Source organism: Lactiplantibacillus sp. C232 (assembly GCF_023806725.1).
GTDB lineage: Bacteria > Bacillota > Bacilli > Lactobacillales > Lactobacillaceae > Lactiplantibacillus > Lactiplantibacillus plantarum.
On the sequence record NZ_JAMSKZ010000013.1, the window covers coordinates 87,253 to 100,303 of the forward strand.

Here is a 13,051-nt window from a genome sequence, read left to right on the forward strand (position 1 = left end):
AAAGGGAACTGTCGATTTTAAAATGTGAGTGGAAATAACGGCCGAGTTGACTAAATAATTGCGGGACGGGCAGAATGTCGGGACAACATTTCAGGCGCAAAAGGGCGAAAAAGCTGGGTTTACTGAAATTTATTCACCTTTTTTTGAAAATAGGGTTTGCTATTTTCGGCTACCGTGCTATAATATTTCTTGTCGGAAAAATATAACTTGTTTATCCAGTAAAAAGTATATTTATCCATTTATTTGAAAAAAGTTGTTGACAAGTATTCAACATGATGATAAAGTTAAATAGTTGTCAAGGCATACCAGTAAGAACTGTTTGAACCGGCAACAAGGCATGATTAACATCATGCGGGTGTGGCGGAACTGGCAGACGCGCTAGATTTAGGTTCTAGTGTCTTACGACGTGGGGGTTCGAGTCCCTTCACCCGCACATGCCGACTTAGCTCAGTTGGCAGAGCATCTCACTAGTAATGAGGAGGTCGGAGGTTCGAATCCTCTAGTCGGCATTTACAATTTAATAGCTTTATTATGCGGAAGTAGTTCAGTGGTAGAACATCACCTTGCCATGGTGGGGGTCGCGGGTTCGAATCCCGTCTTCCGCTTTTAATTTGCCGGGGTGGCGGAATTGGCAGACGCACAGGACTTAAAATCCTGCGGTTAGTGATAACCGTACCGGTTCGATCCCGGTCCTCGGCATTTTAAATAAGCACCCATAGCGCAATTGGATAGAGTGTCTGACTACGAATCAGAAGGTTGTAGGTTCGACTCCTACTGGGTGCATTAGTATCGGGAAATAGCTCAGCTTGGTAGAGCACCTGGTTTGGGACCAGGGGGTCGCAGGTTCGAATCCTGTTTTCCCGATCGTTTAACACAGTCTTAGTTAAGTGCTAAGGCTTTTTATTTAATTTTCTCGGGAAGTAGCTCAGCTTGGTAGAGCACTACGTTCGGGACGTAGGGGTCGCAGGTTCAAATCCTGTTTTCCCGATTACGGTTAAACCAACTAATCCAGTCATTTGGCTGGATTTTTTTTATGGCCTTTTTTGTAAGCAGGGGTGTTTCAACGGTCAGGGGACACTTTTGCGACGTTACTCACTAAGTCAGCCATGTGAAGAATACGGTGGTTGTGACTCATAATCCCGACAAGGCAACAGCCACTGTTAGTCATGAGCTCGGAGAAATTAGTCTCGGAACTGCTGTTCATCGTTGTGATACCAGTGCCCATCGCCTGCAATGAGGAGTGACTCAACTTGACATATTTTAAATAGGTAGTTCAATGAATATGGAGACCTAATAATTTAATCATTATGAGGTTCTAAACGGTTGAATCAATTGAAAGCAAACGTTTGGCGTGCTATGCTGTAACAACCGTTAAGCACATGCTAGTCCGCGGTTTGGGTGAAATTCTTTGCTTTTTTCCATTATCCTCGTATAATAATAGTCAATATTAGTCAAAGATAATGAAAAGGGTGAAGCACATGCAAAGTCAAAATATCTCGGATATTATTGAAAAGTATTTAAAAAGTATTTTGGCGGACTCGGAGCATGTTGAAATTCGACGGTCAGAAATTGCCGACCTTTTCAACGTGGTACCCTCACAGATTAATTATGTGATTAAGACCCGGTTTACGATCCAAAATGGTTACTTAGTTGAAAGTAAACGTGGCGGTGGTGGTTATATTCGCATTGAGAAGGTTAATTTGGTCGATGATGCTGATGTGTTGGACGCCCTCATACAGGTGATCGGCGATTCAATCACACAACGAGATGCTTATGCGGTCGTCCAAAGTTTATACGAGGACGACGTCTTAAATCGTCGAGAAGCGCAATTGATTTTAGTGGCGATTGACCACGAGACGTTAGGATTAACGGACCGGGACTTAGAAAACAGTCTGCGGGCCCGGATAATTATCGGAATCTTGAACCACTTGCGTTACGAAAGCTAAAGAAAGCGAGGAATCGCAATGGATAACTTATTTACACCTAGTGCCAAAAGTGTGCTGGTACTGGCACAGGAACAGGCCAAATATTTCAAGCATCAGGCAGTTGGTACGGAGCATTTGCTATTAGCATTGGCCATCGAAAAGAATGGAATTGCTAATAAGGTGCTACAACAATATGCCGTTAGTGAAGATGACATTCGTGAAGAAATCGAACGGTTCACTGGCTATGGGACGTTGAGCAATGTTGGCAAGGATACTTACTTGCCATATTCACCAAAGGCCAAAGAAATTTTGTCCGTTGCCGGTGATGAAGCAAAACGGCTCGGTGCCAACAAGATTGGAACGGAACATTTGTTGTTAGCGATGCTCTCTGATGAAAGTATCCTTTCCTCGCGAATTTTAATGAATTTAAACTTAGATCTAGGTCAGACGCGTAAAGTCGTTCTTCGCAAGCTAGGTGTCAGTGACGCCATGAGTAAGCGCAAGGGTAACGCGGCTAATCGCGGTGGCAAGAAGACTGAAGGAACGCCAACCTTGGATTCTCTGGCGCGCGATTTGACCCAATTAGCTAGTGAACAAGAAATGGACCCGGTAGTAGGTCGTTCCAAGGAAGTCAAACGGGTCATTCAGATCCTGTCACGGCGGACGAAGAATAATCCGGTCTTGATTGGTGAACCTGGGGTTGGGAAGACTGCAATCGCCGAAGGTCTAGCCCAAAAGATTGTGGCCGGTGATGTGCCAACTGATATGGCAGATAAGCGCTTGATGATGCTCGATATGGGGTCACTAGTCGCTGGGACAAAGTATCGTGGTGAATTCGAAGACCGCCTGAAAAAAGTGATTGATGAAATTTACAACGATGGCCATGTGATCTTATTTATCGATGAATTGCATACCTTGATTGGTGCCGGTGGTGCTGAAGGGGCTATTGATGCCTCTAATATTCTGAAACCCGCACTTGCACGAGGGGAACTCCAAACGATTGGGGCAACCACTTTAAATGAGTATCAAAAGTACATTGAATCTGACGCTGCGTTGGAACGGCGTTTTGCAACGGTCATGGTCAATGAACCGACCGAAGACGAAGCCGTTGAAATCTTAGATGGACTACGGCCACGCTATGAAGAACATCATCGGGTTACGATTACGGATGAAGCTGTTGATCAAGCAGTCAAGCTATCCAGCCGGTATATCAGTGATCGTTTCTTGCCTGATAAGGCCATTGACTTGATGGATGAGGCGGCAGCTAAAGTCCGCATCGATCAGATGGATCAACCAACGAAGCTATCCAAGAACCAGGACAAGTTAGCGCAACTGCGTGAGGATAAGGAAACAGCGATCGAAGCACAAGATTTTGAACAGGCCGCTGATATTCGTAAGCAGGAGATGCAACTGAAGCAACGCCTAGATCGAATCGAAGCTGACCAAGACGCCGAAGTGACTGAGGGGGCAACACCACACTATGATTTACAAGTCACAGGTGAGGATATTGCTCAGGTCGTTGCCGAATGGACCGGGGTTCCGTTAACGCAATTGCAAAAATCTGAAAGTGAACGCTTAGTTAACTTGGAAAAGATTTTGCATGAACGGGTTGTTGGACAGCCAGAAGCCGTATCCGCAGTGGCTCGTGCTATTCGCCGTGCGCGCAGCGGGTTGAAAGATCCGAGTCGGCCAATTGGTTCCTTTATGTTCTTAGGACCAACTGGGGTTGGTAAGACGGAGCTAGCAAAAGCCTTGGCAGCAGCGATGTTCGGGTCTGAAGATAATATGATTCGGATCGACATGTCTGAATACATGGAACGCTATTCGACTAGTCGTTTGATTGGCTCGGCACCTGGTTACGTTGGTTATGACGAGGGCGGTCAGCTGACAGAGAAGGTTCGCCAGAAACCATACTCGGTCGTGCTATTTGATGAAGTTGAAAAAGCTCATCCGGACGTCTTTAACATTTTGTTACAAGTTTTGGATGACGGCTACTTGACGGATTCTAAGGGTCGGAAGGTAGACTTCAGAAATACGATTCTGATTATGACGTCGAACCTTGGGGCAACCACACTTCGTGATGAAAAATCAGTTGGTTTTGGTGCAACTGATAAGGCCAATGACTACAATGCGGTTGCTGCGACGATTCGAGCAACGTTAAAACAGACGTTCCGCCCAGAATTCTTAAACCGGATCGACGAAACAATCGTCTTCCATTCATTGAATAAGGAAGAATTACACGAAATCGTTAAGTTGATGTCACAAGAAATTGTTGATCGAGTGGCCCAACAAGGTATCAAGATCAAAATCACTCCGGCTGCCATTGACGTGGTTGCGAAGGCTGGCTTTGACCCTGAGTACGGAGCACGACCAATTCGACGGGCATTACAGACTGAAATCGAAGATCGGTTGAGTGAAGAATTATTGACCGGCGCGATCAAGGTCGATGACCAAGTTACGATTGGTGCTAGCAAGGGTACCATTACAATTAATATTAAAAACCAGCCTAAGGCAGATGGTCGTTCGACCGTTTCCTCAAAGTAGGCGCGATTAAATTAAAGATGACGCTTGAAGTGGTAGTCCACTTCAGGCGTCATCTTTTAGGTTCAATCGGTATTAAGATGCTACCCACTGAAGTGAACTGTAGGATCTGAGGCTGGTGGTTCGGTGCTGATTGGTGTAAATTATAATAGGAAATAAAGTCAAGAAAGAAGATGATAACATGGCGACACGAGCCGAACAGATGGCGAAGACGCACCAGGCGATTTTAGACACAGCCCGGGAACTGTTTTTAAGAAATGGGTATGATGCGACAAGTACGCGCGACATTGCGAATGCGATTGGCATTACGCAGCCCGCGCTTTATCACCATTTTAAAGATAAAGAGGTCATCTTTCTGGCTGTCATTACGACGGTCGGTGCGGAAATCAAGGCTGGCATTGAAGCGATTCAAGTCCGTGCGGATTGGTCTCCGTTGGATCAATTAACAGAAGTCTCGCTATTACTAACGCATAAGCATCCGGCTGATGTCTTCACGTTAATTCATTCCAGTTTCAAAGCATTAACGCATGAACATATTCGCGAGTTGGGCGGCATATTTGTTACTGATTATGTGAAGCCGATTCAAACCGTTTTTGAGCAACCTGACATGCAACTACATGTGGGGGTCACACCACAGATGGCGACGAATTTCTATATCACCAGCTTGAGTCCACTGTTTAATAGTTTTCATCAAATCGGTGATCCTCATGCTGACGAGCGGACCCACGTTCAAACTCTTTTAAAGATGATCTTATACGGGGTTGCGAGTGAACCAGAAAACTAATGGCGGCAGAGAAGTCTACTAGTTGACAACTAACGTTATTCGATGTATATTATAACTTGTCTGTAACCGTGAACTCGAGCGAACGCGCAATCTATTGTCTGTGCGGCTCGTTAATATAAATCCAAAAATAGTCAACTTAAGCGACTATTTTTGGTTTTTTTATGCCTAAAATTCGGTCAAAAACGCATTTGTAACACAAATGTAATATTTGACCGGAGGTGGCGGGTTCCGGAATAATAAGAAGGGGTGAACAACTTGGCCGGACATTTAGTAAAATACGGTAAACACCGTACCCGTAGAAGTTATGCACGTATCAAGGAAGTTCTTGATTTGCCTAACTTGATCGAAATCCAGACCGATTCTTACCAATGGTTCTTGGATGAAGGTCTCCGGGAAATGTTTGAAGATATTATGCCGATCGACGATTTCGCAGGAAAACTTTCACTTGAATTTGTCGACTATCAATTATTAGAACCAAAGTACACCGTCGAAGAAGCTCGTGAACATGATGCCAACTACTCGGCACCATTGCACGTTACCCTACGTTTAACTAACCATGAAACTGGTGAAATTAAGTCGCAAGACGTATTCTTCGGTGATTTTCCATTAATGACTGAACAAGGGACGTTTATTATCAACGGTGCCGAACGGGTCATTGTTTCACAATTGGTTCGTTCACCCGGCGTTTACTTCAATGAAGAATTAGATAAAAATGGGCGTCCTAGCTACGGCACAACGGTTATTCCTAACCGGGGTGCTTGGTTAGAACTTGAAACTGACGCCAAGAATGTCTCATACGTACGGATCGATCGTACGCGGAAGATTCCATTGACGGAATTAGTCCGGGCCTTAGGCTATGGTTCTGACGATGACATTATTGACATGTTGGGCGAAACTGACAGTTTGATGTTGACGTTGGAAAAGGACGTTCATAAGAACACCGACGACTCCCGGGTTGAAGAATCCTTAAAAGATATCTACGAACGGCTACGTCCTGGTGAACCTAAGACGGCTGACAGTTCGCGGAGCCTATTGACTGCTCGGTTCTTCGATCCAAAACGGTATGACTTCGCACCAGTTGGTCGCTACAAGGTTAACAAGAAGTTAAGCATGAAGACGCGCTTAATGGACCAAACGTTAGCTGAGACATTAGCTGATCCTGATACTGGTGAAGTTATTGCGCAAAAGGATACGGTCATTGACAAGAATGTCATGGCTAAACTATCCCCATACTTGGAACGTGACGACTTTAAGACGGTTACTTACACACCATCTGACGAAGCCGTTGTTACGAATCCAATGGTCTTACAAGTTGTTAAGGTTTATTCACAAAACGACCCTGAAAAGGTTGTGAACGTGATTGGTAATGGCAACATTGATTTGAAGTTCAAGCACATTGTGCCTGCTGATATCATTGCTTCCATTAATTACTTCTTCAACTTGCAAGAAGGTCTTGGCTCAACCGATGATATTGATCACTTGGGTAACCGGCGGATTCGTTCCGTGGGTGAATTATTGCAAAACCAATTCCGGATTGGGTTATCCCGGATGGAACGGGTTGTGCGTGAACGGATGTCGATTCAAGATGCTGCGACGGTAACGCCACAACAATTGATTAACATTCGCCCAGTGGTTGCTTCAATTAAGGAATTCTTTGGGTCATCACAATTGTCACAATTCATGGACCAAACCAACCCCTTAGGTGAATTAACGCATAAGCGGCGTTTATCAGCCTTAGGACCTGGTGGTTTGACTCGTGATCGGGCCGGATATGAAGTTCGTGACGTGCACTATACCCACTACGGTCGGATGTGCCCAATCGAAACGCCTGAAGGCCCTAACATTGGTTTGATCAACAGTTTGTCTTCTTATGCGAAGGTCAACCGTTACGGCTTCATCGAAACGCCATACCGGCGTGTCGATTGGACAACGCATAAGGTTACCGATAAAATCGACTACTTAGCAGCCGATGAAGAAGACCAATTTGTGATTGCACAAGCCAACTCTCCATTGAATGATGATGGTTCTTTCGTTGAAGACACTGTTTTAGCTCGTAACAAGGAAGAAAACTTGGAAACGCCAATCGAAAATGTCGATTACATGGACGTTTCGCCTAAACAAGTGGTTGCCGTCGCAACGGCATGTATTCCTTTCTTGGAAAACGATGACTCTAACCGTGCTTTGATGGGTGCCAACATGCAACGACAAGCGGTGCCGTTACTTGATCCTCACGCGCCATTAATTGGGACTGGGATTGAATATAAAGCTGCACATGACTCAGGGATTGCCTTGCTTTGTCGTCATGAAGGAACGGTTGAATACGTTGATGCTCGCGAAGTTCGCGTTCGTCGCGATGATGGTTCATTAGACACTTACAAGTTAATGAAATTCCGTCGTTCTAACGGTGGTAAGAACTATAACCAACGGCCAATCGTTAAAGTTGGCGATCACGTTGATAACGATGAAGTCTTAGCCGATGGTCCAGCAATGGAAGGTGGGGAATTAGCCCTTGGGCAAAACCCATTAGTTGCTTTCATGACTTGGAATGGTTATAACTTCGAAGATGCCATCATTATTAATGAACGTTTAGTCCGTGAAGACGTCTACACGTCAATTCATATTGAAGAATATGAATCAGAAGCACGTGACACCAAGCTTGGACCTGAAGAAATGACTCGTGAAATTCCTAACGTCGGGGAAGATGCATTGAAGAACCTTGACGAAGACGGGATTATCCGGATTGGGGCCGAAGTTAAAGACGGTGACATCTTGGTTGGTAAGGTAACGCCTAAAGGGGTTACGGAATTGTCAGCTGAAGAACGGCTTCTCCATGCGATCTTTGGTGAAAAGGCGCGTGAAGTTCGGGATACGTCACTCCGGGTTCCTCATGGTGGCGGCGGTATCATCCAGGACGTTAAGATCTTCACTCGTGAAAACGGTGATGAATTATCTCCTGGCGTTAACATGATGGTTCGGGTCTACATCGCACAAAAGCGGAAGATCCAAGTTGGTGACAAGATGGCCGGTCGGCATGGTAACAAAGGGACGGTTTCAATCGTGGTTCCTGAAGAAGACATGCCGTACATGCCTGATGGGACACCAATCGATATCATGTTAAGCCCAATGGGTGTGCCTTCTCGTATGAATATCGGGCAAGTGCTCGAATTGCATTTGGGGATGGCTGCTCGGAAGTTAGGAATTCACATGGCAACGCCTGTCTTTGATGGTGCTCAAGATACAGATATTTGGGAAGCCATTCGTGAAGCTGGGGTTGATTCAGATGCCAAGTCGATCGTCTATGATGGTCGGACTGGTGAACCGTTCGATAAGCGGGTCGCTGTTGGGGTCATGCACTACATGAAGCTTAGTCACATGGTTGACGATAAGATCCATGCTCGTTCAATCGGACCTTACTCTTTGGTTACGCAACAACCACTTGGTGGGAAAGCGCAATTTGGGGGCCAACGTTTCGGTGAAATGGAAGTTTGGGCCTTGGAAGCTTATGGTGCAGCTTATACCTTGCAGGAAATCTTGACTTACAAGTCCGATGACGTTGTTGGTCGGGTTAAGACCTATGAAGCAATCGTTAAGGGCGAACCAATTCCAAAGCCTGGCGTACCGGAATCATTCCGCGTGTTGGTTAAGGAATTGCAAGCACTCGGTCTTGACATGAAAGTCTTGGATTCTGAAGACAAAGAAATCGAATTGCGGGACATGGATGATGATGACGATGAAGTTGTCAATGTCGATGCACTCAGCAAGTTTAAACAACAACAAGATGAGAAGGCTGCGGACAAGGCCGCAAAAGCTGACGCCGCTAAGCCTTCTGAAACAACCAACGCTCAGCAAGATAATCAATAAAAAGGGAGGTCGGTCCTTTGATCGATGTCAACAAGTTTGAAAGCATGCAAATCGGTCTGGCATCCCCAGACAAGATTCGCAGCTGGTCATATGGCGAAGTCAAAAAGCCAGAAACCATTAACTACCGGACATTGAAACCTGAAAAAGACGGTCTGTTTGACGAACGGATTTTTGGTCCTACTAAGGATTGGGAATGTGCTTGTGGTAAATACAAACGGATTCGTTATAAGGGTATTGTCTGTGACCGTTGTGGGGTCGAAGTGACTCGTAGTAAAGTCCGTCGTGAACGGATGGGTCATATCGAACTTGCCGCACCAGTTACTCACATCTGGTACTTTAAGGGAATTCCTAGCCGGATGGGCTTAGTCTTAGACATGAGTCCCCGGGCACTTGAAGAAATCATTTACTTCGCTTCATACGTCGTTATCGAATCTGGTAATACGCCACTTGAAAAGAAGCAATTACTTTCTGAACGTGAATACCGTGAGAAGAAGGCTCAATATGGTAACGAATTTGAAGCTGCCATGGGTGCCGAAGCCATCAAACGGTTATTGAATAACGTGGATCTTGAAAAAGAAGCACGTGATTTAAAGGAAACTCTGAAGGATGCTTCTGGTCAGAAGCGGACCCGGGCCGTTCGGCGGCTTGATATCATCGAAGCTTTCGTGACATCTGGTAACGAACCAGCTTGGATGGTAATGGACGCAATTCCGGTTATTCCCCCGGACTTACGGCCAATGGTTCAATTGGAAGGTGGTCGTTTTGCCACCTCTGACTTGAACGACTTGTACCGGCGGGTTATCAACCGTAATAACCGGTTGAAACGCTTGTTGGACTTAAATGCACCTGGGATTATCGTGCAAAACGAAAAGCGGATGTTGCAAGAAGCCGTTGATGCGTTGATCGATAATGGTCGTCGTGGCCGTCCCGTTGCTGGTCCTGGTAACCGGCCATTGAAGTCTCTTTCACACATGTTGAAAGGGAAGCAAGGGCGGTTCCGTCAAAACTTACTTGGTAAGCGGGTTGACTATTCTGGTCGTTCGGTTATCGATGTTGGGCCTTTCTTGAAGATGAACCAAATGGGCTTACCACGTCAAATGGCGTTGGAATTGTTCAAACCGTTTATCATGAAGGAATTGGTTAAACGTGAATTAGCTTCTAACATCAAGAATGCTAAGCGAAAGATCGAACATGCCGATGACGATGTCTGGGGTGTGTTGGAAGACGTTATCAAGGAACATCCTGTTCTCTTGAACCGCGCCCCTACGCTTCACCGTTTAGGGATTCAAGCTTTCGAACCCGTCTTGGTTAGTGGTAAAGCGATGCGGCTCCATCCATTGGCTTGTGAAGCTTACAACGCCGATTTCGATGGGGACCAAATGGCTATTCACGTCCCACTTTCAGATGAAGCCCAAGCTGAAGCACGGCTCTTAATGTTGGCTGCCCACCATATTTTGGCGCCTAAGGACGGGAAACCCGTTGTTACGCCATCTCAAGATATGGTTATCGGTAACTACTACTTGACGACTGAAGAAATCGGTCGTGAAGGCGAAGGTATGATCTTCAAGGACTTGAATGAAGCGCAAAAGGCTTACCAATCAGGTTATGTACATTTGCATAGCCGGGTCGGCATTCAGGTCTCATCAATGCCTGACAAGCCATTCACGGACGATCAGAAGCAAGCAGTCTTAGTCACGACGGTTGGTAAGGCAATCTTCAACAACATTTTGCCTGGCAAGTTCCCTTACTTGAACGAACCAACTAACGATAACTTGATTGCTGGTACACCGGACAAGTATTTCTTGAAGCCTGGTGAAGATATTCATCAATTCTTGGATGCCCAGGAAATCATTCCACCATTCAAGAAGGGCTTCTTGGCCGACATTATCGCTGAAGTTTACAAGCAATATCACGTGACAGCAACGTCACTCTTGCTTGACCGGATGAAGGACTTAGGTTACAACATTTCAACTAAGTCTGGTTTGACGGTTGGGGTTGCCGATATTACTGGTTTGAAAGAAAAACCAGCAATTATCGCCGAAGCCCATAAACAAGTTAATACGATTTCAAAACAGTTCCGTCGTGGTTTAATTACTGATGACGAACGTTATGAACGGGTCATTGGTGTCTGGAACGACGCTAAGGACCAAATCCAACAAAAACTGATTGAAAGTTTCAACGCGGATAACCCAATCTTTATGATGAGTGATTCTGGTGCGCGTGGTAACATTTCAAACTTTACTCAGTTAGCTGGGATGCGTGGTTTGATGGCTGCCCCTAACGGTAAGATCATGGAATTACCAATCCTTTCAAACTTCCGTGAAGGTTTGTCTGTCTTGGAAATGTTCATTTCAACCCACGGTGCTCGTAAAGGGATGACCGATACGGCGCTTAAGACTGCCAACTCAGGTTACTTGACTCGGCGTCTGGTTGATGTGGCTCAAGATGTTATCGTTCGTGAAAAGGATTGTGGGACTGACCGTGGGTTGCGGATTCACGCAATCATGGAAGGTAACGAAGTCATCGAACCGTTGTATGACCGGATCTTAGGTCGTTACACGATGAAGACTGTCTTTGATCCTGAAACGCATGATGAAATTGTTGGTAACAACGTCTTGATCGACGAAGACTTAGCTCATAAAATCGTTGATGCTGGTGTAACGGAAGTTACGATCCGTTCTGCATTTACTTGCAACACTAAGCATGGGGTTTGTGAACATTGCTACGGCCGTAACATGGCTACTGGTGATGAAGTTGAAGTTGGTGAAGCTGTTGGGACAGTTGCCGCACAGTCTATCGGTGAACCCGGTACTCAGCTAACCATGCGGAACTTCCATACCGGTGGTGTTGCCGGGGACGATATTACCCAAGGGTTGCCTCGTGTGCAAGAAATTGTGGAATCACGGAATCCTAAAGGGCGTGCCGAAATCTCAGAAGTTACTGGGACGGTTGAATTAATTGAAGAAAATCCAGCGGAACGGACGAAGGAAGTTACGGTTAAGGGTGAAACTGATACCCGGACTTACACGTTGCCGTTAACAGCACGGATGGCGGTTAGTGAAGGCGACTTTATTCACCGTGGTGCTGCGTTGAACATTGGGTCGATCGATCCTAAGCAATTGATTCAAGTACGTGATGTCTTATCAACTGAAAACTACTTGCTCCGTGAAGTTCAAAAGGTTTATCGGATGCAAGGGGTTGAAATTGGCGATAAGCACGTTGAAATCATGATTCGGCAAATGTTACGGAAGGTTCGGGTCATGGATCCGGGCGATACCGACGTCTTGCCTGGGACGTTAATGGATATTGCAGACTTCAAGGACGAGAACTACAAGACCTTGATTGCTGGTGGTATTCCTGCAACGTCACGGCCAGTCATTCTTGGGATTACTAAAGCCGCTCTTGAAACGAATAGTTTCTTGTCAGCTGCTTCATTCCAGGAAACGACACGGGTCTTAACTGATGCTGCTATTCGTGGTAAGAACGATCCACTGATCGGGCTTAAGGAAAATGTTATCATTGGTAAGATCATTCCTGCTGGGACTGGTATGCCGGTTTACCGTCATATCAAACCAAAGGAAGTTGGCAACGTGGCTGATGGGGTTTACTCAATCAGCGACCTTGAAAAACAAATGCAAGAACAAGATGCTAGCAAGTAATTGCTAAGTAACTAAAAAGGGCGGCCATTGTGGTCGTCCTTTTTGTATGCACGATTGTAGGTAAGCTATCTGGGGCGTTCGGCGATGAAGGTTGATCTTCAGGGGGAGAAGACTAACTGAGCCTTGCTGGAAAAGTTCAAGTTTGTGTAAACTTGCTTAGTTAGTGGGGTCTCTGTCAACCGGTGTTGATGAAGTTATATTTAGAATCCAATTCATTTACGAATTGGGTTCTTTTTTTCGATTTTGATTTTGAACTCAATTTGAATTCGATAAATAAAGTT

General features: G+C 45.5%; 5 protein-coding genes and 7 tRNA genes. All 12 read left to right on the forward strand.

Features of this window, described 5'->3' with window-relative positions; all coding sequences use genetic code 11:
• The first annotated feature begins 351 nt into the window (after positions 1-351).
• A tRNA-Leu gene (locus MZO41_RS12390) sits at positions 352-433 on the forward strand.
• Positions 434-436: 3 nt separating this feature from the next.
• Positions 437-509 (forward strand) — tRNA-Thr (locus MZO41_RS12395).
• A gap of 24 nt (positions 510-533) precedes the next feature.
• Positions 534-605, forward strand: a tRNA-Gly gene (locus tag MZO41_RS12400).
• An 8-nt stretch (positions 606-613) separates the two neighbouring features.
• A tRNA-Leu gene (locus MZO41_RS12405) sits at positions 614-699 on the forward strand.
• A gap of 10 nt (positions 700-709) precedes the next feature.
• A tRNA-Arg gene (locus tag MZO41_RS12410) sits at positions 710-783 on the forward strand.
• A gap of 7 nt (positions 784-790) precedes the next feature.
• Positions 791-864, forward strand: a tRNA-Pro gene (locus MZO41_RS12415).
• A 50-nt stretch (positions 865-914) separates the two neighbouring features.
• A tRNA-Pro gene (locus tag MZO41_RS12420) sits at positions 915-988 on the forward strand.
• Positions 989-1,478: 490 nt separating this feature from the next.
• The gene (locus tag MZO41_RS12425; protein WP_003644086.1) at positions 1,479-1,946 is read left to right on the forward strand and encodes a CtsR family transcriptional regulator; all 468 of its coding nucleotides are present in this window, start codon (positions 1,479-1,481) and stop codon (positions 1,944-1,946) included.
• Between the two features lie 18 nt (positions 1,947-1,964).
• On the forward strand, positions 1,965-4,469 hold the full coding sequence (locus MZO41_RS12430) for an ATP-dependent Clp protease ATP-binding subunit (protein WP_003641244.1): 2,505 nt from the start codon (positions 1,965-1,967) through the stop codon (positions 4,467-4,469).
• Positions 4,470-4,647: 178 nt separating this feature from the next.
• Positions 4,648-5,250 carry a TetR/AcrR family transcriptional regulator gene (locus tag MZO41_RS12435; protein ID WP_013355334.1) on the forward strand — a complete coding sequence of 201 codons (603 nt, stop codon included), beginning with the start codon at positions 4,648-4,650 and terminating at the stop codon, positions 5,248-5,250.
• A 255-nt stretch (positions 5,251-5,505) separates the two neighbouring features.
• Positions 5,506-9,111 (forward strand): DNA-directed RNA polymerase subunit beta, encoded by a 3,606-nt coding sequence (gene rpoB / locus MZO41_RS12440; protein WP_080396937.1) that lies wholly within the window; start codon positions 5,506-5,508, stop codon positions 9,109-9,111.
• A 17-nt stretch (positions 9,112-9,128) separates the two neighbouring features.
• Positions 9,129-12,770: a DNA-directed RNA polymerase subunit beta' gene (gene rpoC / locus MZO41_RS12445; protein WP_003641247.1), complete on the forward strand. Its 3,642-nt coding sequence runs from the start codon at positions 9,129-9,131 to the stop codon at positions 12,768-12,770.
• Positions 12,771-13,051 lie beyond the last annotated feature (281 nt).

Bases quoted from the DNA above. Each gene is read 5' to 3' on its own strand.
- MZO41_RS12430 (WP_003641244.1), top strand. From the start codon at position 1,965: ATGGATAACTTATTTACACCTAGTGCCAAAAGTGTGCTGGTACTGGCA.
- MZO41_RS12425 (WP_003644086.1), top strand. From the start codon at position 1,479: ATGCAAAGTCAAAATATCTCGGATATTATTGAAAAGTATTTAAAAAGT.
- MZO41_RS12435 (WP_013355334.1), top strand. From the start codon at position 4,648: ATGGCGACACGAGCCGAACAGATGGCGAAGACGCACCAGGCGATTTTA.